The 20,262-nt window shown below is 49.4% G+C and carries 19 protein-coding genes and 1 riboswitch; of the genes, 8 read left to right on the forward strand and 11 right to left on the reverse strand.

The features are described 5' to 3' along the window. Window positions 1-36 precede the first annotated feature (36 nt). A complete protein-coding gene (locus tag B4V02_RS04035; RefSeq protein WP_094153836.1) occupies window positions 37-1,161 on the forward strand; it encodes a transglutaminase domain-containing protein in 1,125 nt (374 codons plus the stop codon). A gap of 116 nt (window positions 1,162-1,277) precedes the next feature. Here B4V02_RS04035 and B4V02_RS04040 read toward each other — a convergent pair whose 3' ends face one another. From B4V02_RS04040 to B4V02_RS04050, 3 genes are read right to left on the reverse strand one after another with little or no spacing between them, the layout of a single operon-like run. After that, window positions 1,278-1,454 (reverse strand): FeoB-associated Cys-rich membrane protein, encoded by a 177-nt coding sequence (locus B4V02_RS04040; RefSeq protein WP_014278129.1) that lies wholly within the window; start codon window positions 1,452-1,454, stop codon window positions 1,278-1,280. Between the two features lie 36 nt (window positions 1,455-1,490). Further along, window positions 1,491-3,500: a ferrous iron transport protein B gene (gene feoB, locus B4V02_RS04045; protein ID WP_094153837.1), complete on the reverse strand. Its 2,010-nt coding sequence runs from the start codon at window positions 3,498-3,500 to the stop codon at window positions 1,491-1,493. Then, on the reverse strand, window positions 3,491-3,736 hold the full coding sequence (locus B4V02_RS04050) for a FeoA family protein (protein WP_094156933.1): 246 nt from the start codon (window positions 3,734-3,736) through the stop codon (window positions 3,491-3,493). Before B4V02_RS04050 ends, feoB begins: the two co-directional genes overlap by 10 nt. Window positions 3,737-4,016: 280 nt before the next feature. Here B4V02_RS04050 and B4V02_RS04055 point away from each other — a divergent pair, with 280 nt between their 5' ends. Together B4V02_RS04055 and B4V02_RS04060 are read left to right on the forward strand one after the other, a co-directional pair. Then, window positions 4,017-5,144 (forward strand): transglutaminase domain-containing protein, encoded by a 1,128-nt coding sequence (locus B4V02_RS04055; protein WP_094153838.1) that lies wholly within the window; start codon window positions 4,017-4,019, stop codon window positions 5,142-5,144. A 49-nt stretch (window positions 5,145-5,193) separates the two neighbouring features. Then, window positions 5,194-6,576, forward strand: coding sequence for an MFS transporter (locus tag B4V02_RS04060; RefSeq protein WP_094153839.1), 1,383 nt, complete (start codon window positions 5,194-5,196; stop codon window positions 6,574-6,576). Between the two features lie 110 nt (window positions 6,577-6,686). Here B4V02_RS04060 and B4V02_RS04065 read toward each other — a convergent pair whose 3' ends face one another. The 4 genes from B4V02_RS04065 to B4V02_RS04080 form a co-directional block, all read right to left on the reverse strand. Then, window positions 6,687-8,153: an amino acid permease gene (locus B4V02_RS04065; protein ID WP_007432151.1), complete on the reverse strand. Its 1,467-nt coding sequence runs from the start codon at window positions 8,151-8,153 to the stop codon at window positions 6,687-6,689. Between the two features lie 135 nt (window positions 8,154-8,288). Next, window positions 8,289-8,491, reverse strand: a riboswitch (Lysine riboswitch). Between the two features lie 122 nt (window positions 8,492-8,613). Then, a complete protein-coding gene (locus B4V02_RS04070; RefSeq protein WP_094153840.1) occupies window positions 8,614-9,747 on the reverse strand; it encodes a virulence factor in 1,134 nt (377 codons plus the stop codon). A gap of 211 nt (window positions 9,748-9,958) precedes the next feature. Then, on the reverse strand, window positions 9,959-11,191 hold the full coding sequence (locus B4V02_RS04075) for an MFS transporter (RefSeq protein WP_094153841.1): 1,233 nt from the start codon (window positions 11,189-11,191) through the stop codon (window positions 9,959-9,961). 89 nt (window positions 11,192-11,280) lie between these two features. Further along, the gene (locus B4V02_RS04080; RefSeq protein ID WP_094153842.1) at window positions 11,281-11,835 is read right to left on the reverse strand and encodes a MarR family winged helix-turn-helix transcriptional regulator; all 555 of its coding nucleotides are present in this window, start codon (window positions 11,833-11,835) and stop codon (window positions 11,281-11,283) included. A gap of 361 nt (window positions 11,836-12,196) precedes the next feature. On the opposite strand from B4V02_RS04080, the gene B4V02_RS04085 reads away from it, so the two are divergent. From B4V02_RS04085 to B4V02_RS04095, 4 genes are all read left to right on the forward strand, one after another. Then, a complete protein-coding gene (locus tag B4V02_RS04085) occupies window positions 12,197-13,543 on the forward strand; it encodes a cytochrome ubiquinol oxidase subunit I (protein ID WP_094153843.1) in 1,347 nt (448 codons plus the stop codon). After that, window positions 13,540-14,571, forward strand: coding sequence for a cytochrome d ubiquinol oxidase subunit II (locus B4V02_RS04090; RefSeq protein ID WP_094153844.1), 1,032 nt, complete (start codon window positions 13,540-13,542; stop codon window positions 14,569-14,571). Before B4V02_RS04085 ends, B4V02_RS04090 begins: the two co-directional genes overlap by 4 nt. Before the next feature lie 6 nt (window positions 14,572-14,577). Next, window positions 14,578-14,688 carry a cytochrome bd oxidase small subunit CydS family protein gene (cydS, locus tag B4V02_RS27180; protein WP_007432143.1) on the forward strand — a complete coding sequence of 37 codons (111 nt, stop codon included), beginning with the start codon at window positions 14,578-14,580 and terminating at the stop codon, window positions 14,686-14,688. Between the two features lie 242 nt (window positions 14,689-14,930). After that, window positions 14,931-15,941 (forward strand): MBL fold metallo-hydrolase, encoded by a 1,011-nt coding sequence (locus B4V02_RS04095; protein WP_094153845.1) that lies wholly within the window; start codon window positions 14,931-14,933, stop codon window positions 15,939-15,941. A 96-nt stretch (window positions 15,942-16,037) separates the two neighbouring features. On the opposite strand, the gene isdG is transcribed toward B4V02_RS04095, so the two are convergent. Genes isdG through B4V02_RS04115 form a run of 4 tightly spaced genes read right to left on the reverse strand, consistent with a single transcriptional unit; the run spans window position 16,038 to window position 19,161 of the window. Then, window positions 16,038-16,388 carry a heme oxygenase gene (gene isdG, locus B4V02_RS04100; protein WP_094153846.1) on the reverse strand — a complete coding sequence of 117 codons (351 nt, stop codon included), beginning with the start codon at window positions 16,386-16,388 and terminating at the stop codon, window positions 16,038-16,040. A gap of 2 nt (window positions 16,389-16,390) precedes the next feature. Next, entirely contained in the window at window positions 16,391-17,182 is a 792-nt protein-coding gene (locus B4V02_RS04105) for an ABC transporter ATP-binding protein (protein WP_094153847.1), read from the reverse strand. Beyond that, entirely contained in the window at window positions 17,179-18,177 is a 999-nt protein-coding gene (locus tag B4V02_RS04110) for a FecCD family ABC transporter permease (RefSeq protein WP_094153848.1), read from the reverse strand. The genes B4V02_RS04105 and B4V02_RS04110 overlap by 4 nt, the downstream gene beginning before the upstream one ends. 3 nt (window positions 18,178-18,180) lie before the next feature. Next, entirely contained in the window at window positions 18,181-19,161 is a 981-nt protein-coding gene (locus tag B4V02_RS04115) for an ABC transporter substrate-binding protein (RefSeq protein ID WP_094153849.1), read from the reverse strand. A 397-nt stretch (window positions 19,162-19,558) separates the two neighbouring features. Between B4V02_RS04115 and isdC the strand changes: the two genes are divergently transcribed. After that, a complete protein-coding gene (isdC, locus tag B4V02_RS04120; protein ID WP_094153850.1) occupies window positions 19,559-20,074 on the forward strand; it encodes a heme uptake protein IsdC in 516 nt (171 codons plus the stop codon). Window positions 20,075-20,262 lie beyond the last annotated feature (188 nt).

A 20,262-nucleotide genomic window follows, 5' to 3' on the forward strand; every position in this document is an offset into this window, starting at 1 on the left:
TTTATAACTTTAACTAGAAGGGAAAGGACATTTTATATGAATAGGAAAATAGGGGTTAAGGTAGTGAAATGTCTGGTTGTTGGAGCCGCTCTGGCTACCGCACTGCCACAGACTATGATTTGGGAAAGCGTATCCGCAGCTTCGGTCAAGGCCGAACAAGCGTCGTCAGTACAGCAGTTGGAGGGCACAATCTTGCAAGCTATGCTTGCGCGTAATGAATTACTTACTTTTACATACTCCGGTGACATGAGAGACTTCCAGAAGCAATTACAAAATACGATCAATCGGGCGATGGAAAGTGACCCATATGTAAATTTTATACTCAAAACCTACACATTCAATTATACGGGTACATCTACAGGCGTTGATGTGACCATACGTATGAACTTCCGGGAGTCCAAAGCGCAGTCGGATTATGTGGACAATACGGTTCAGGACGTTCTCAGTAACATTATTACGAATGACATGACCGATCATGAGAAGGTGAAGGCTATTCATGACTGGGTTGTTTTAAATTTAAAATATGATGTTCCACAGCAAAAGTACACAGCTTACGAAGGGTTGACCACCGGCAGTACGGTTTGTCAGGGTTATTCGCTGCTCACATACAGAATGCTGGAGCGCGCGGGAATTGAGAACCGTATAGTGCAAGGGGTTGCAGGTGGACAGGACCATACATGGAATCTGGTTTTACTTGATGGTCAGTGGTACCATCTGGATACGACTTGGGATGATCCTGTGCCAGATCGCGCTAATGTGGTAAATACGTCTTACTACTTGCTGACGGATGATGAATTGAGTCAGGATCATACATGGGTTCACAAATATCCAGCCGCTAGCACATCGTACCAGCAGACCTTGGCAGGACTGATCGCGGAGGGTGGTAGCAGGACGGATGCGTATCAAAAACTGTATGATGATCTGAAGTATGCATCGTATGGTGATAGCGCCCCTAAATCTGCGCGTGAGATTTTGGAATTGACCCGACAGGCTGTCCTCAATGGGCAATCCACGGTATCCTTTCTCTATCAGGGGACGGAAAGAAATTTAGTACAGGATTTGACTCCGCTGTATCAGCTAGGTATCAGAAATCTGAATTATCAATATACCTTAGTGCCAAGCACGGGGAACTTGCGTGTAAGTATAACTTGGACACGATAAGAAGGGTCATATCCAGAACGAAGAACTATATTACTTTTATCTGATATAAAATATAAAAAAGCTGCTTCGGTTGCAGGATAGATCCGAAGCAGCTTATTTATTTGATGTGGGTTTGATTAGATATTTTCTTTGATTTTCGTATGATCCTCATTCATAGAACTTCCGGCACATCCCGGACATGACTTGCTTGATGAGCATCCGGCACAAGCACCTTGACGGCTTTTCCGTAAAAAACGAACAAACACCCACGCGCTATAACCGAGAATCACCAATAAAATGATGATATTGATCACGGAATCCACTTCCTTCTATTTTCATAGGGCTCTAACTTAACCCCAGCCTAATAACCTGCCACACTGATAGATCACAACGGCAATGAGATACGCAACGGTCAAAGGATAGATCACAGAGAATCCGGTCCAGCGCCACGAAAGGGTTTCTTTACGAATGACCGCTACCGTAGCCAGACATGGTACATACAACAGAATGAACACCATGAAGCTAAAAGAGGCTAACGGCGTAAAGGCATGCCTTACTTGCATTTCTAGTCCCTGCATGTCCGGAACGTGGTAAATGATATTCATCGTCGATACCACGACCTCCTTGGCCATAAAGCCTGTGAGCAGGGACGCCCCTGCTTGCCAGGTGCCAAAACCGAGAGGAGCCAATATGGGCGCAAACCATCCTCCAATCGTGGCGAGCAGGCTGTCATCCATTTCGGCACCGAAGCCCTGTGGTCCGAAATTGGACAACAGCCAGATGCCGACGGAGCCGGCAAGAATAATCGTTCCGGCCTTGCGGACGAAGCCCTTGACCTTTTCCCATGTGCTGCGAAACAGGGTGAGAGCTTGCGGTATCCGATAGGGAGGGAGCTCGACGATGAAGAGGGACGGCTCGCCCGACAAAATGGATACCTTGGAAAAAATTTTGGCAAGTATGAGCGACACGGTAATTCCTAGCACGTACATCAGCATGATAACGCTGGCCGCATGTGTCGGGAAAAACACTCCCGTGAACAACGCATATACCGGCAGGCGGGCCGAACATGACATAAATGGCACCAGCAGCGTTGTAATAAGGCGTTCTCTGGGCTGCTCAATGGTGCGTGCCGCCATAATCGCCGGAACATTGCAGCCAAATCCGATGATAAAGGGAATGAAGCTTTTCCCGTTCAAGCCAACAGCCTGCATCAGCCGATCCATTAATATCGTGACCCGTGCCATATATCCGGAATCCTCAATCACCGAGATGATCAAGAATAAAATAGCGATCTGAGGCAGAAACACGAGTACGCCCCCGACGCCCGCCACGATGCCGTCCACGACCAGACTTTGTGTAAAAGCAGATGCATTCAATTGCACGAGCACTTCCGAAATCCAGCTGCTTAGTGTCTCTGAAAAGAATCCGTCCAGCATATCTGAAAGGACCGTACCTGCCCAATCGAAGGTAAACTTGAAGGTAGCGTACATCAGCAGCAAAAAGATCGGAAGCCCCAGATATCGATGGGTTAGCACTGCGTCCAGCTTATCTGTCAGACTGTGTGGCTTGAACCTGGAGGTGTCGAGCGCCTTGGTGCACAGGTCAGCGATCCATGCTGCACGTACAGAACGGATATGCTGGGCAGGGGTGGCTGCATAGCCTTCGCCGAGAAGATCTTCCCCGCAACGCTGGATACGTGCAGTTACCTTTTCACGCTGCACCTCAGTGGTCATCCATTCCATAACGACAGGATTGTTTTCCAGACATTGCAGTGCGGCCCATCGCAGTTGCGGTATAGGTGCATCCGTCAGCAGGCTGCTGATATCCGTAATGGCGGCTTCGACGGCGGGGCCGTAATCCAGTTGGAAATTATTCGATGTACGCCGTACCTCTCGAAGAGTGGCGAGCATTTGCTTGCTTCCGCTGCCTGTGCGAGCCACCATCGGAATAATAGGAACGTTCAATTGCTCAGCCAGCAATTCTTTGTTTACGCAAAGACCTGTCGCATCGGCTACGTCGGTCATGTTGAGGCCGAGTACAAGCGGGCGTCCATACTCCAGTAGCTGTACGGTCAGATACAGATTTCGCTGGAGCTGGGAGGCATCCACGATGTTAATGAGGGCCGCGGGCGGTTCCTCCAGCAAATACCGAGTTGCGACACCCTCATCCAGCGAAAGTGGAAGCAAGGAATAGGCACCCGGTAAATCCACCAAAACGGCAGACTTGTCGCGCAGAAGCCCTGTTTTCTTTTCCACCGTGACCCCGGACCAGTTGCCTACCTCAGCATAGGTACGAGTCAGCTTGTTGAATAATGAGGTTTTTCCTGTGTTGGGATTGCCGAACAGAGCGATCATGTCCATGTTGGGACGACCTCCAATTGCTTCACTTGATTTTGACGGAGGCCGATCAATTGACCGTTGCATTCAATGACAATAGGACCGCCCAACAAACTGATTTTTTTTAATCGTATAATAGAACCTTCGTCAATGCCCATGTCCGTTAGACGGCGGCGCAATGAGGGATGGAGAGAGGCAAGGGATTGCAAACGCACAGTCTGGCCCATTGGTATACGAAGGAGAGAGATATGTTCTGGCATGGTGCTCAGCCTTTCCGATGTAGAATGAGAATCAATATCATTTACTTCCAATGCAAGTACCATATCATAAGAAGTGCTTTGTTGCTGTGATAAAATTCTCTGAGAGCGATATTTGTACCTGTTGCTCCGTTGTTATAAAGGTGGGCATGGTGTCACAACTTGTCTGTAGCCAGGTGTCTTACTCGTCTGCAACCGACAAAACTAGAGCGTTTGGGGCAACTGTTTTTATGGTAAGATAGAGCTGTTAACAACTATGTTAAGAAGGGCAGGAACGCTCTGTATGAACAGAAAAATCGGGGTTAGGCTTGTAAAATGTCTGGTTGCAGGTGCAGCGCTGGCTGTGTTGCTGCCGCAGGCTGTGGAGTGGGGCAACAGTGTATATGCGGCGTCGGTCAAGCCGACTTCATCCGTATCGTCGCAGCAGCTTCAGAATAAGCTTTTACAGGCCATGGATACACGGAGTGAAACGCTGACCTTTACATATCAAGGGCGGGTGAACGGTCTCAAGCAGCAGCTGGAGACGGCCATTCAACAGGCCATGGAGAGCGATCCGTATGTGAATTATACGATCAAAAGCTATGCATTCAGCTATACTGGCACTACCACGTCCGCTGAGGTCACGATTCGTTTGAGCTACCGTGAAACGAAGGAACAGACGGCCTACGTGAATAGCACCGTTCAATCCGTGCTGGGGGATATCATTACGAAGGGCATGACCGATCATGAGAAGGTGAAGGCCATTCATGACTGGATTGTGGTTCGTCTGAAATACGATGAAACACAACAAAAGTATACAGCCTACGATGGTCTGAAAACCGGGAGCACCGTCTGTCAGGGATATTCCTTGCTAGCCTACAAAATGCTGGAACGCGCAGGGATTACGAACCGGATTGTAGAAGGAAGAGCAGGGGGCCAGCTGCATGCATGGAATCTTGTTTTGCTGGATGGTCACTGGTATCACATGGATACGACCTGGGATGATCCAACCCCGGATCGCGGGAACGAGGTAAGCACTTCCTATTATCTGCTGACCGACATCGAAATGCGCCGGGACCACTCATGGGTTAAACCGTATCCTCAGGCGAACACATCGTACCGGCAAACCTTATCAGCAATGATCGCTGCGGGAGGACCGAAGGCCGCTGTGTATCAAAAGCTGTATAATAACCTGGAATACCCGCTCCAGGACGGCAAGGGTTTGGTTAAATCATCGGCCGACATCAAGGAGCAGGTTCGCACGGCTATAAATAAAGGCGGGGCGACGCTTACCTTCGGATATCAGGGGACAGAGCGAAGCCTCAAGGAAGATTTGCAGCCATTATATCAGCTCGGTTTGAAGTCCATCTCCTATCAGATTACGAATTTAGGCAGTACCGGGAATCTTCGTGTAACGTTGAAATGGACCTAATCCATCTTGCAGTAAAAAAGCTACACTACTAAAGGAGTATTTTATTGATATGCACAAGCGTTCCTTTACTTATCTGCTTGGCACCCAGACCATGTCAAATGCGGCCGATATTCTTTATATTATGGCACTTGTATCGCTCGTTTTTCATGAGACGGATTCGATCTTTTCCTCGGTGCTCGTTCCGTTGCTGCGGATGGGAGCACAGATGATTAGCGGCTTTTTGGCACCGCTGATTTTGGCCCGATTCCAGCTGCCTTTTATTTTATTCGTTTCCCAGCTTGGGCAACTGGCTTTCTTTGCTGTTCTGCTGGGCCACCTGTGGTTAGCGGGCACGGAGCCGATATGGGTGATCGTATTTACGATGGTAGCAGCCATGTCTTTTCTGGACGGCTGGACTACACCTGCACGTAATGCGTTGATTCCTCGTCTTGCCTCCGGCGAAGAGCTGATGCGGGCAAACAGTTTTGTATCCGTCAGCGATCAGACGGTACAACTAGCGGGCTGGGGGCTTAGTGGCGTGCTTGTAGCCATGCTGGGCTCTGAAAAGACACTGCTGGTGGCCGGCGGACTATATATGATAGCCCTGATGTTCACCAGCCTGATCCGAGATCCATTAGAGGGCAAGGCTCATTACTTGCTGCAGCCCGCAACACGGGTACGAAGTGGGGAGGATTTAGCGTCCGAGGCTGTATCTGAGTCGGGGCAAGGACATTATGACCTGCCTCCCGTACAGCTGGAAGAAATGCTTCATGGCCCGGAGTCGGAAAGCCCGGCGTTACCTCCAAAGCGTAAAAAAGAAATATTGCGTGAAGGCTGGAGCCTTATCGGAGCCAGTCGAAGGCTCAAAGCTCTTATTTTCATGGATATGATTGACTTGCTGGGGGGATCCGTGTGGGTCGGCGCGTTCACGCTTGCTTTCGCTCAGCAGGTTCTGCACAAGAGCGAGGCATGGTGGGGATACATTAATGCAGCGTATTTTGCGGGCGCGATCGGTGGAGGCATCGTTGTCCTCGCCTGCGTCAAGCATTTGCAGCCCAGACTGCTGCCCGCCATGCTGGCGGGGATGGCAGGCTACGGCCTGCTGACAGCCTGGTATGCGCTGAACACATTACCGCCGCTGACGCTGCTTATCGTGTTGTTGATGGGATTGCCTGCGGAAATGTCGGTCGTATCCCGCCGCACGATGATGCAAATGAGCGTGTCTGTGCATGATTTGCCTAAGGTACTGTCGGCCCAGGCCACATTGACCAGTCTGACCTTTTGCATTTCGCTGCTCTTAATGGGCTGGATTGCAGATCATCTGGGCATCGTTAATTTGTACTTGTTTTCCTCATTATTGACACTGATCGCTGTAATTTATGGCATCTTCACTCGACGTGCCTTAGATATGTCTTTAACAGCTGCAGTAGCCGCAGCTCCTTCCTCCAAATAAAACAAAAAGCCCGTCTCCGGGCATCTATAGGTAAACATGCGACTGAGCGTTCTGGGACCAGAATGAACAGCATGTTTTCCATGATATGTGGAGACGGGCTTTTTACTATTTTATTTATTCGCAGAAGCATCTGAGCTCAAATCACATTCTTTTAATGGAACGACCTTGGTACGTTTGATCCATTTGTAGCCAAACCACAGAATAAGGAACAGTGGCACACTCATGTACGTAGCAATCATCGTTTTCCAGTCGATCTCCTGTCCGGTGAAGGCATCCGCACCTTGCCCGATAATAACGATGATACACAGCGCGAAGGCGAACAACGGCCCAAACGGGAACCAGCGTGCTGTGTATGGCAGCTCACTCAGACTATGCCCCTGTGCCATAAAGGCACGACGGAAACGATAGTGACTGACCGCAATACCGACCCACGTAATAAACCCGCACATTCCGGAGGCATTTAGCAGCCAGTTGTAGACGACACCATCCCCGTACAGAGAGGCAAGAAAGGCCAGCATACCGACTGCAGTCGTGATCAGCAAGGCATTCATAGGAATGCCGCGTCGATTGACGTGTCCGAGGAAGCGGGGAGCTTTGCCTTCGCGTGCCAGAGCAAACAGCACACGTGTTGCTGCGTACATCCCCGAGTTGCCTGCTGACAATACGGAGGTCAAAATAACGGCGTTCATGACAGAGGCGGCAATCGCAAGCCCGGCTTTTTCAAACACAAGCGTAAACGGACTGACTCCAATGTCGCTGATATCTCCCCGCAGCAGGTTCGGATTCGTATACGGAATAATCAATCCAATGACGAGAATCGCCAGAATATAAAAGAACAGGATGCGCCAAAAGATTTGGCGAATGGCCCGCGGCACATTTTCACGCGGATTTTCGCTTTCTCCAGCCGCTACCCCGATCAGCTCTGTTCCCTGAAAGGAAAAGCCTGCAGCCATGAATACACCCAATACGGCGAAGAATCCGCCATGGAACGGAGCGTCTCCGACCGTGAAGTTGGCGAAGCCAACCGCCGGGCCACCCATAATGCCGAAGATCATTAGCACACCCACAGCCAAAAAGATGACCACAGTCACAATTTTAATCATGGCAAACCAGTATTCAGATTCGCCATAGCCTTTGACGGTCAACGCGTTCAGCGTAAAGATGACGGCCAAAAATAGCAGACTCCACCAGGCGGAGTGACTTTCCGGGAACCAGTATTTGATCAGCACTGTTGCTGCCGCCAGTTCGGCGGCAATCGTCACCGCCCAGTTATACCAGAAGTTCCAGCCCATGGCGAAACCGAAAGCCGGATCAACAAAGCGACCTGCATAGGTGTTAAAAGAGCCGGATTCAGGCATGAATGTAGCCAATTCACCGAGGCTGGTCATCAGGAAGTAGACCATGAGTCCGACTGCAGCATAGGCCAGCAGGGCTCCGCCGGGTCCGGCTTCGGCAACCGCGCCTCCGCTGGCGAGGAACAGGCCTGTTCCGATGGAACCCCCGAGGGCGATCATCGTCATATGTCGGGCTTTGAGACTTTTCCGCAAGGTTGCGTCAGGTGTTGCTTTGTGTTGCACGTTCAAACACTCCTTCATGAAATTGTATTTCATGTCAGGGCAAGAGCCAGAAGGAGGGGGAAGTATATAAATCAAAAGACCGCAGGAAATACGCCTGCGGTCTTGTCTATGCATTCCGCACCATACCTTCTTCTATAACAAGATAGCTCAACACACGTGTCTGTGTCAGGACATCGCGTGACAGTTCTGCTCCTTTCGGTCAGCAGCCCCAGCATTCGGAGTATTTACAAAGAGTCAGCTCCGCATACTTCGGCGGGTGTACCTTTCCACTGGAATCACAGACGGCTCTTGGCGTCTCCTCCGGTGTACTGATTACATCCGCGACCTCTACCTCATCATAAAACAGGGTTGATGAGGTGTATGACATGATATTTTATTGTATAGCGAACTACAGTATATCGTACCTGTACATCTTCTGACAATCGACAATTTTTTGAATTTGCCGCTGTAAAGTATAAAATCATGAATTGCGCTTGGCCATCTGCTGCCAGACTGTGCCTGCGGCCTGCTCGCCTGACTCGATGCGCTCCAGCGCCATTTTAGCCTGCAGACTGACCTCGAATTCGGGGTCATCGACAGCCTTCTCCAGCGCGTCACGCGCCTCCTCGGTCCCGACCTCGTATAAAAAACGGGCCGCCCGCCAGCGAACCAGCTTGCTGCTATCCGACAGCGCTTCAATCATCGCACCGGTAGCGACCGGATCACCGATGTCCGACAGCGTGTCGCCTGCGGTACGGCGCACCGCGGCGGAAGGATCGCGCAGCGCCTCGGCCAGCAGCTCCATCGCCTCCGGTGAGCGGATATCGCCCAGATAGACGACACCCAGCCGCCGCAGCTGCATTTTGTCGTCATGCAGCGCTTGCCGGATAAGCGGCAAGCGCTCGGGTGTCGGCTCCAGCCGATCCAGCGCAGCGTAGCGTGTGCGCCAATCCTCGTGCTGCAGGGCCTGCTCCAGCTCGGCATCGCTCCATTCGCGGCGTTCCTCCACGAATTCGCTGTTGTTCGCGCCGTGGGCAATCGCCTGCTGGATAATCTGCTCCAGCCGTTCCTGCGGAAAGGCGGCTTCCAGCTCCTGCTCGACCTCGCGCGCAATATCCGGCAGCTCACCATAACGAACGCCGTAATCACTGAGCTTGCGCTCCTTGATCAGTGTAGCACTCGCTACACGCGTAACGGCTTGCACAAAGCGGTCGGACAAGGAAATCCGTTCCTCCTTCTGTCCCGCCTTAACCCGAATTTGCATCGGAAGGCCGCGGAAAAATTGCACAAAGACCTGTGCTTCGCCAAACGCTTCCCCGGAGGTTTCTTCCGGCAAATCCCAATTGGCGTCAGCGCCTTCCTCGCCCAGCTGATCCCGGACTTGACCCAGAATGGTAGACCAGTCTGCATTGCCTTTGCGGTCAAGGGCGACAAAATCCGTCGTGTGGAACACGCTTTTGACCCCTTCAATGGCCAGCATGCGCCGGATGAATGGGGGGGCGGAACGCTCATTGTCCCGTGTATATGTTCTGCGGATACCTGCTTCCAGTCGTTCATCCAGATGCAGCATCATGGTGTTCGGACTGGGAGTCGGCTCGATAGATGTGATCTTCATAGCTCGGTACAGCCTCCTGTTCAAAAGTTCTCCATATATAGCTTATCTGTATTGTACCTCATTCTATGGATGTCTCCAAAGAGATAGTTTGTAATCTTGAGGGAAATGCAATGACATATTTCACATAAATCATATAAACATGTCTGATGAAAGTTACTATAGCGCCACTGCGCAGTGGCACTATAGTAACTTTTAAGTTCACTTTATAGCTTTATGCACTCCGCTTCAATGAATCATTTTGCTTCTGACGAATGAGTAGGGAGGCGATAAAGCCCACAGACAGAACAGCTGCCAGCAGCATAAATGTAGCCGCCTGATTTCCGCTGTTACTCATCAAACGAATAGAAAGCATAGGTGCCAGGCTCGTACCTGCGAACAGAATGAAGGTGTAAAGTGAGACCGCTATCGCTCTTGCTGAACCTCCCAGCTGGCCGACAATTGCAATGAGTGAAGGAACGCTCAAGGCAATGCCGCTTACAAAACATACACTCAACACGACGATAGCAATAAGAGAATGCGTCATTCCCGTCAGCGCCAAGCTGAGAATGGAGAGAGCTAGGGCTGCTCGTAATATAAGATGCACACCCAATTTTTGGGCTAGCTTTCCGGCAAAAGGTGATAGAAGCATGCCGATGATGCCAGCGGATCTTACATAAAGCATCTGCGTGCTGTTCAGGCCAAATTCGGGACCGCCCAGATAGCTGCCCAAAACAGTATACATGCTCACAAAGGACATCAGGAGCACAAAAGCGACCGTGTAGCTTAGCCACAAAGGATACGAGCGCACAACAGTACCCAACTGACTGAAGGCTGCTAAAATGCGGACGCCTCGTTGAGGCGAGGGAGCTTTAGGCAGGAAAAAAAGGACGATCAGGAAGGTTATGGCGTACAGTACCCCCAGCATCCAAAAGACCATATTCCATCCCATTTGTTCACTGATGACAATACTAAATACCTGTCCGGCAATACCTGCTATCAGAAAACCGGTGCTGATAAAGCCGATAGCCGTTACCCGCTTTTCGGTCGGAAACATATCTACAGCGTAAGCGAGAGCTACGGGAGAAAAGGTGGCCGCCGCCAAGCCCTGTAGCAGGCGTAGTGCCACTAATACCGGATACTGACTGGTTAAGCCGAGGCATAACGAAATAATCGTTAATGCGAGCAGTCCGGAGACGATGACCTGCTTTCGTCCAAAGCGGTCAGACAGTCCCCCATAAATAAGGCAGCCCATCGCAAAGCCCAAGGAAAAGATACTGCCCGGCAAGGCTGCTTCGGCAAGCGTTTTTCCAAATACATCGGCAAAGAGGGGAACCAGAGGCACCGTTACATATAGGCTGGACATGACTACAACCGCTGACCAGCATAGGGTGACTATCATCCATCCATAAGGCAGAACTGCGTTTTCCTTCTGTATAGCGGTATGATTTGTTCGTAATTTACTCATTTATGGAACACTCCTTCATGATAAAATTAGCAACTTGTTAATGTAATCAATTTGTAATATTAGATAACCTAATTATATGCTCAAAAAAATTATCTACCCACCCCCAATCTGCGCTCCATATGATGGTGGAGCTTCTCTATAATCCGCGAAAAAACAACCTGCTCCTCAGGCTCCAAAATGCTCGCCAGAGAAGCACAGGAGGACCAAAATACAGGGAGTACCTGCTGTACAAGAAGGGAGCCTTCGTCTGTAATACGTACATGAATCTTGCGTCGATCTGTGGGAGTATGTTCCCTGATAATCCATCCTCTTTGCTCTGTCCAGTCCAGGATTGATGTCACGGATGCGCGTCGAATTCCGAGACGGTCGGCAATCATCGAGGGGCTCATCTGATCTTGTGATTGATGCAGGGTTAATAGTAAAAGCAAATCCAGCTTGCTCTCTGTCAGACCGTAAGCAGACAAATCCAGATCAATCGCATCAAGCACGTTATCACCCGTCCATAGCAAAAACAGACCGATGCGGGCAAGCTGCCGGTCCGTTTCGGCAAGAGCTGTTTGATCCATTAACTCCAGATAAGGCTCTGGCCCAAGGCGGGGAAGGGGGTGCTGAACGGCGTCCCGCTGATGTTGTTTTGGCGGCATAAGTTCACTCTTTTCATATAATTAGGTTATCTAACTATTTTTAATATAGCGAATTTGAAGGCATAAGACAATATCTAAACAGAAAAACGACTGTATTCAGCACCAAAGCAGGGTTAAAAATCGGCGGAGTGAACCAAACTGAGAATAGGTTACCAAAATACGCCAAAAGATAAGTGGAGGAGGCGTTCGGATGTTCCGCAAGCAGGAAAGAACGCTCATGATTGTATGTATTGTGATTGCGGCTATTATGCTGTACGCCGTAATTAAAAGCATAGTTCGCTTGACTCACTAGCTGGTAATCAAGAGCGATTTACGATAGTTTCCCTATTTTTAAAATGTGAAATGAAGGAGTGAAACCCATTTGTCTTCACTGGACTCTGTATTGCTAAGCCGGATGCTGACCGGAATTACCCTGTTTGTTCATATTGTATTTGCATCCATCGGCGTTGGCGTACCCTTAATGATTGCACTTGCAGAATGGCGCGGGCTGCGAACCGGTGATCCGCATTATACTTTGTTGGCCCGACGGTGGGCGCGGGGGTTTGTCATCACTGTTGCCGTGGGTGTCGTTACAGGCACCGCGATTGGTCTGCAGCTCAGCCTGCTCTGGCCTACCTTTATGCGGGTGGCTGGACAAGCGATTGCGTTGCCTTTATTTTTGGAGACGTTTGCTTTCTTTATCGAAGCTATATTTTTGGGTATCTACCTGTATACCTGGGATCGGTTTAAAAGCAAATATTTTCACCTGATGCTGCTGATCCCGGTAGCGATTGCCTCATCGGCATCAGCGGTTTTTATTACGACTGTGAACTCGTTCATGAACCAGCCTCAAGGCTTTACACTCAAAAATGGAGTCATGACAGATATTCATCCCATTCAGGCCATGCTAAATCCGGCCACGCCGACCAAGGTTTCACATGTACTGGCTTCGTCATATACATTAAGCGCCGGGGTGCTGATGGGACTGGCTGCTTACAGCATGCTGCGGGGGCGTAATCACCCGTATTTCAAAAAAGCGCTGAAGCTGACGGCTACCTGCACCATTGTGTTTGCCATTAGTACAGTAATGATCGGAGACGCGTCTGGTAAATTTTTAGCCAAATATCAGCCGGAGAAGCTGGCTGCCGCTGAATGGCATTTTGATACGATGACGCACGCTCCCTTTGTATATGGCGGCTACATGGATGAAAACGGTGATATCAAGTATGCCCTGAAAGTGCCTTATGCGCTGAGTGTGTTGGCCGGGAATTTGCCCAGTACGGAGGTCAAGGGATTAAATGATTATCCCGTAGATGAGCGTCCGCCGCTGTCTATCCACTATATGTTTGACCTTAAAATCACCACCGGAGTGCTGATTTTGGTCATCCCGCTGCTATATCTGATCCGGGGGCGTTTGCCAGGTCGCAAACCATACCCCAGATGGCTGCTGCTGGCGCTTATTTTGGTCGGACCACTGGCTATGATCGCCATTGAACTGGGTTGGATGTTCGCGGAGGTCGGCAGGCAGCCGTGGATTTTACGCGGATACATGAAGGTATCCGAGGCAGCAACCACCTCTACCAGTGTCGGATGGATGCTGGTGATGTTTGTTATTTTGTATCTGGTGTTGTGCTTCTCGGCCATTAAGGTACTCAGCAAGCTATTCCGTAATAAGGATGCGGTAGAAGAGATGAAGCAGTTGGGCATGGAAGGGGCTGAAAGCAAGTGAGCTATGAAATTGTCGGTATCGCCATTTTGTGGACCTTCCTGTTCGGTTATTTGATTGTGGCTTCTATTGATTTTGGTGCAGGCTTTTTCAGCTTTTACAGTGTGTTGACAGGTCACCAGAACAAAATCCACAATATCATTCAACGCTATCTATCCCCGGTGTGGGAGGTAACGAATGTATTTCTCATCTTTTTCGTGGTGGGATTGAACGGGTTTTTCCCGGATGCGGCTTATTACTATGGGACGGCGTTACTCGTTCCCGGCAGTATTGCGATTGTGCTTCTCGCGATTCGGGGAGTGTATTATGCGTACAATACGTATGGGCATTCCGGTACCAATAATATCGTCTACATGGCGTTGTACGGTGCGACAGGGCTGCTGATTCCAGCGGCATTGTCCACGGTTCTCGCCATTTCGGAAGGCGGCATTATTGTGGAAAACAGCACAGGTGTTCATCTGCAATGGGGCCAGCTATTAAGCACCCCCTATACGTGGGCAGTTATTATTCTGGCGCTGGTGAGTGTGCTGTATATATCGGCGATGTTTTTGTCCTTCTATGCCAAAAGGGCGGGAGACAAGGTCGCTTTCGAAATTGTACGGGGATACGCACTGTTCTGGAGTGCTCCTACAATTATGGCGAGTCTGTTTGCATTTTTTCAGATTAACAAACAAAATCCGGACCATTTTGCCAATATGCTGAGTATGGCCTGGATGTTTGTTGCCTCCTTCGTATGTTTTGTGGGAGCTGTTTATCTGGTATGGCAACGGCGCTATTTGGGTACCTCATTCATCCTGGTGATGCTGCAATTTGCATTTGCCTGGTATGGTTATGGTCGCTCGCATCTTCCGTATGTTTTGTATCCCTACATTAATGTGCATGCCAGCTTTACGAACTCTGCGATGGCGTATGCATTGATTACGGCGTTTAGTGCGGGTCTGCTGGTGCTGATCCCTTCGCTGATTCTGATCTTGAGACTGTTCCTGTTCGATGCAAAATATGTGCGAGGACAAGCGGGGAAGAAAGGGTGAGCTATAGTGGCTGCTTTCGAGCATTTTACGATTATGTACGAGTCGCCTATCATTATTGTCGTGGCGATTGTGTTTTTGTTTATATATTCGGCACGCTTTAAAAATCCGCAGGACTAACAGCGGCATTGGAAACGGGCCTTCCTGATCATGAGGAGGGTCCCTTGATGTTTTCTGATGTACCTTGATGTATGCTGTGGTATTTCCTTTACAGATTTCCATTGGATTGGGGATTGAATTATACTTTACATAGATCAGCATGTAGTATCATTTGGTTTTCATACTCACGTATAAAATATATAGATGAATGCAACCCTTTGGATCACTTGGGAGAACGGGTTCGTCAGGGAGGAAACTACATCATGCCCAAAGTTCGTTTTAACAATATGGATCATGTCAATACGGATAAAACCATCAAGCAATTCAGACAATGGCGGCAGGAACGACGCAGCAAAACAAAGGATTATACGTTTGTTGTTCCGAACCATCCCCCGGAGCTGGAGTTTTTGCACAGTAATCGGGACATGACGACAGCAACCTGGGTAGGCCATTCCACCTTTTTCATCCAATACCTTGGGCTGAATATCATCACCGATCCGGTATGGGCCGAGCGTATGGCCTTGGACAAAAGGCTGGCTCCACCCGGCATTCGCATTCAGGATGTGCCGCCGCTGGACATCATTCTGCTGTCCCATTCGCATTATGATCACTTACATATACAATCACTGCGCAAATTATATCGTGCAGACACGCTTATGCTCGTACCTTCGGGACTAAAGTCGAAAATGATCCGCAAAGGCTTTCGCAATTGCCATGAGCTGCAATGGTGGGAGCATTTTACGGTAGGCGGGGTGCGGATTACATTTGTTCCGGCACAGCACTGGACACGGCGTACGCCGTTTGATACCAACACCTCACATTGGGGTGGGTACGTACTGCAAAGTGAGCAGCAGGTGATCGGCTCTGCCACGTCCGTGGCCGACCCGGTTTCTCATGCAGACTCAGATTCGGCGGATGTGCCAACGTTGTATTTTGTGGGAGACACCGGGTATTTTCGTGGTTTTAAGGAGATTGGCGAGCGTTTTGCCATTGACCTGACCTTTATGCCGATTGGCGCGTATGAACCGGAATGGTTCATGACCTCGCAGCACGTGACACCGGAGGAGGCTTTGCAGGGCTTTGTGGATTGCGGCGCAGATCAGATGATCCCGATGCATTATGGAGCCTTTAAGCTGGCGGATGATACGCCGAGAGAGGCGCTAGATCGTCTCGAAGCCGAGCGTGAGCGTTTGGGTATCGCGAAGGAACGTATCCATGTGTTGGGGCACGGAGAGACGCTGAAAATTAGGCGCCGGTGCTCGACAACCATCTGAGGAGTTAGGCAAAATACTCATTGAAAAAAGCGACTCTGCGGACAAAGGATGTTGTCTGCGGAGCCGCTTTTTTTGTTGTGAGGCTGTGTTTCAGAATTAAACGGCTTGGTTATCGCTAGCCAAAGAGGAATCGTTGTTGGCGATAGGATGACGAACAATTTTAACTTCATAAAACGTGATTTTATTTTCAATAATATAGTCCGGAATTTGGCGGTGGCTATGGGATTCGCGGAACGCTTCGCTTTTGGTCCAGCCTTGGAAGTTCTCTTTTTCCTTCCAGCGTGTGCTGATCGTTACTTCCTCATAATCCTCTGTATTTTCAGTCAACAGCACTTCCAGACCGAGGAAGCCTTCCATTTTCTCTACCTTTCCTTCTTTGTTGAAGCGTTCGATGAGCAGATGGGCATTGCCCGGCGTGATTTTAGACGTATTGGTAACGATAACCATATTTAAATTCCTCCTAAATGATGTGGTATGGTCGGTATAATGACCGGATAGCCAGCCTCGAATTTGATCGTAGCGTTCATTTCATAAATGTCGCGAAGAAAAGCAGACGTCAAAATCTGACGGGGTTCGCCAGCAACGGCAATTCGTCCTCTTTTAAGCGCAATCATATGATGACAATAGGCCGCAGCTTGCTGCAAATCATGCAGTACCATAACAATCGTCAAGCCGGACTCGTGATTGATACGCCGCAGCATATCCATAACTTCAAATTGGTGGGCGATATCCAGAAAAGTGGTCGGTTCATCAAGCAAAAGAATACCTGTTTGTTGGGCCAAAGCCATTGCAATTCGCGCTTTTTGTTGTTCACCTCCTGATAGAGTATGGAACATCCGATCCGCATAGGGCTTGATGCCCGTGATTTCCATGACCTGATCTACGATAAGCTGGTCCTGCCCCGTATGGCGTATTCTCAAGCCTTTGGCATGAGGAGACCTTCCGTAAGCGACCAGCTCACGAACCGTTAATAATGGCAGCATATCCTTCATTTGCGGCAGCATCGTAAGGGTCTGGGCAAAATCGCGCCGTTTGTAGTTCTCTACTTGCTTGCCCAGTACGGAAACTTGCCCCTGATCCTGCTTGAGCAGCCGGGTTATAATGCGGAGAAGCGTAGATTTGCCTGAGCCGTTGGGGCCGACAATTGCGGTGAGCTGCCCGGCGGGCAAGTTGATGCTGACATCGTCCAGCTGGAAATATCCGCGTTGTAAGGAGAGATGCTCACCCTGAATGGCTGTCATCTGAAATTCCCCCGTTTCTTGAGCAGGATTAAGAAGAACGGCGCCCCGATGGCGGCCAGCAAAATACCTACAGGCAGCTCAATCGGATCAAACCAGGAGCGTGCCACCGTATCCGCCAGGACAACCAGCGTCCCGCCGCCCAGCATGGAAAGGGGGAGGAGGAAACGATAATCCTCCCCAATCAGCAGCCGTATGACATGGGGAACAACCAGTCCTACGAAACCGATCAGCCCGGCCACACTGACCGCCGTACCGGCGAGCAGGGCGGAGAGCAGGATAATCAGCAGACGTTGAAGCTCTACCCGTTGGCCGAGCAGCTGTGCTGAATCGTCGCCCAGCAGCAGCAAATTGGCAGGCTTGATCGCAAATAGAGAAGCGATTAAACCAATGATGGCGTAAGGTGCCATGAACTCCAGGTGATGCCAGCTTCGTCCGTTTAATCCGCCGGATAGCCAAGGGAGAACGGCCTGGACGCGGTCGCTATACATGACCATTACGCCGTTGGTGAGGGCACCGAGCAGTGCGTTGATCGCCACACCGGCCAGCACAATTTTGACCGGGGAGGCCCCGCGGTCCCATGCCAGCAGGTAAATGACGAGCGCGCTCAGAAAGGCACCTAAAAAAGCCGTTACCGGAAGAAGGTAGCTAAGCTGTGGAAGCATGACCATCGTGATGACGGCAGCGAGTCCACCCCCGGCCGATACACCAATAACACCAGGGTCGGCCAGTGGATTTTTCATGACTCCCTGAAGAAGGGCCCCGGATGCTGCGAGACAGGCTCCTACAAGCAAACCCACGAGTACTCTGGGTAGCCGTAGATCCATCAGGATCGTGCGATATGTAGAGTCATGGTTATATAACAAAACCCGATTGATTTCTTGGAGCGCGATCGACACCGAACCGTAGGCCAGACCGTACACAGACACGGCCAGCAGTAAAATCGGAAGGGTGATCCAGGCGATTGTGCGTCTTCTGGCACGTTGTGCTTTGTTCATCGCCTATTTCGCCGGATACAGCTTGTCATGCATCAAATCCAGCGCCTTTGTCACCCGTGAGCCCGGATTCGTTCCGAACAGATCTGAAGGCAGCACCTCGACCTGATTGTTTTTGACCGCCCGAATTCCGTTCCAGGCTGCATTTTCCTGCATTTCCTTCAAAAATGCCGCTTTGGCATCGTCTGCATTGCCATGGGTCATGATGAAGATGTAATCAGGGTCAGCCTGTATGATGCGCTCTGTGTTTAGCTGTGCATATTGCGGAAAATTTTGCAGGCCCGGAAAATCAGCGGCAATGTTGGAGCCGCCTGCAAGCTCCAGAATGTTTCCGCCCAGTGAATTCGACAATGCCGCCATATACGTGGCCGGAGCTCCGTAGACCAGCAGCACCTTCGGTTTGACGCTGGAGGCTGTTGCCTTTTGCAGCTTGGCTATCTGTTGGTCAATGTGCTGATTCAGCTTCTCGGCCTGAGCCTGCTTTTGCAGTAATTGTCCGAATAGCGTAATTTGCGATCGAATATCCTGAACGGAATTGGCTCCAGTCAGCAGCAGCTGTGAACCGACTCCTTCAATGGCCGGAATGTCCTTTTCATTCATAGGGTAATTGCCCAATACAACATCCGGTTTGAGCATCGTAATTTTCTCCAGATCGACCTCATGAGTGGAGCCTACCTGCTGAACATTCTCAGCGGCTGGGACGACGGAGGGTCCATTCGAGTTGGGTCTGCCGACAACCGTCCCGCCCAATGCGTATATAATATCCAGATCGCCGTTGCTTAACGCCACGATATGTTGAGGTACACCATGGAACGACAACGTTCGCTCGGAAAAGTCAGTAACCTGAATCGCCGCATTGCTTGGCCAGCTTGAAGTGGCAGATACAGATGCACTGGTTGGTTGATGACCTGCGGTCGGAGCGCCATTACTGCATCCGGTGACTGCCAATAAAAGCGCTGCGGATGACCACAACACATAAGATTTCATGTCATTCCTCCTGCATTTTGAGTTGAACAATAATGATAATCATTTTCATTTAAGCGTAAGAAAATGATAATGAATATCAATGGGGATTGTCAATCGAAAAAATCAAAATTTTAAATAAATTTCGAATTGAAAATGAGGTGAGATTTGTTCATGTTATAGGAGAAGATGCCCCAAATTTTTCTTAAAAAATAGCATATATCAAGGGATTATATACACGCAAATACATATTGACATTTCCGAAAAGTGTGAGATATATTGATGATGGGTTCACTTGGTTTTGCGAATTTATGGAATAGAGAGGTGGGGAGAAAAGCTCAAGAAGAGCTATTTTTTTCAAATATCAATTGAGAATGATAATCAATTAGTTATATTCTCGTGGGGAGGGACTGCTGTCAAAATGAAGAAGGGGTTTTCTGCAATTATTGCTGTGTTTCTGCTGGTGAGTGTGCTGGGCTTTTGGCCAACTCCGTCATCTGTAGGAGCCGCTGCGGCTTCTCCAACATTGGCGGATGGTACATACACGCTCAAATACAATATTCTCAAGGCAGAAAATGATTCGGTATCCATGGCTAATGATTATTTTGAAAAGCCAGCTAAATTGTATGTGAAAAAAGGTCAAATGACCATGCAAATCAAGCTGAATCATAGCGAATGGACAACCGGGTTTAAAGTAGATTACAAAGGCAAAATCATGGATACCAAGGTCATCCAAAAGGATGCCAAAACCGATACCCGAACTGTACAATTTCCAATTGCAAGTGTGAACAGCCCGCTGATTTCTAAAATTCATGTTACTGTTCCTGCGTATAATTACGATCATGATTATACAATCCGCTTTGCGTTTGATTCCAAAAGCGTCAAAAAAGTGGCCGCCGTTCAGTCTGCGAAATCAACCAAATCTTCCAAAAAATAAATTCAAGCACATACCTTATCGTTCATAAAATCAACATAAATTCAATCATAAACCATGGAGGAATGTGTGTAGATATGAATATGGTCGGCTATACAGGCAAGCACGATGTACATCTGCAATTTGCAGGCATTTAAGGAAAAATGAAGTCCAGGTTTTTCAAAAACTAAAATAAAGAAAAGGAGATTTGG

The sequence above is a fragment of the Paenibacillus kribbensis genome, assembly GCF_002240415.1.
In the GTDB taxonomy this organism is placed as follows: domain Bacteria; phylum Bacillota; class Bacilli; order Paenibacillales; family Paenibacillaceae; genus Paenibacillus; species Paenibacillus kribbensis.

Bases quoted from the DNA above. Each gene is read 5' to 3' on its own strand.
- B4V02_RS04080 (WP_094153842.1), bottom strand. From the start codon at position 11,835: ATGCCGCCAAAACAACATCAGCGGGACGCCGTTCAGCACCCCCTTCCC.
- B4V02_RS04110 (WP_094153848.1), bottom strand. From the start codon at position 18,177: ATGAACAAAGCACAACGTGCCAGAAGACGCACAATCGCCTGGATCACC.
- B4V02_RS04105 (WP_094153847.1), bottom strand. From the start codon at position 17,182: ATGACAGCCATTCAGGGTGAGCATCTCTCCTTACAACGCGGATATTTC.
- isdC (WP_094153850.1), top strand. From the start codon at position 19,559: ATGAAGAAGGGGTTTTCTGCAATTATTGCTGTGTTTCTGCTGGTGAGT.
- B4V02_RS04035 (WP_094153836.1), top strand. From the start codon at position 37: ATGAATAGGAAAATAGGGGTTAAGGTAGTGAAATGTCTGGTTGTTGGA.
- isdG (WP_094153846.1), bottom strand. From the start codon at position 16,388: ATGGTTATCGTTACCAATACGTCTAAAATCACGCCGGGCAATGCCCAT.
- B4V02_RS04060 (WP_094153839.1), top strand. From the start codon at position 5,194: ATGCACAAGCGTTCCTTTACTTATCTGCTTGGCACCCAGACCATGTCA.
- B4V02_RS04095 (WP_094153845.1), top strand. From the start codon at position 14,931: ATGCCCAAAGTTCGTTTTAACAATATGGATCATGTCAATACGGATAAA.
- B4V02_RS04070 (WP_094153840.1), bottom strand. From the start codon at position 9,747: ATGAAGATCACATCTATCGAGCCGACTCCCAGTCCGAACACCATGATG.
- B4V02_RS04055 (WP_094153838.1), top strand. From the start codon at position 4,017: ATGAACAGAAAAATCGGGGTTAGGCTTGTAAAATGTCTGGTTGCAGGT.
- B4V02_RS04050 (WP_094156933.1), bottom strand. From the start codon at position 3,736: ATGCCAGAACATATCTCTCTCCTTCGTATACCAATGGGCCAGACTGTG.
- feoB (WP_094153837.1), bottom strand. From the start codon at position 3,500: ATGGACATGATCGCTCTGTTCGGCAATCCCAACACAGGAAAAACCTCA.
- B4V02_RS04115 (WP_094153849.1), bottom strand. From the start codon at position 19,161: ATGAAATCTTATGTGTTGTGGTCATCCGCAGCGCTTTTATTGGCAGTC.
- B4V02_RS04075 (WP_094153841.1), bottom strand. From the start codon at position 11,191: ATGAGTAAATTACGAACAAATCATACCGCTATACAGAAGGAAAACGCA.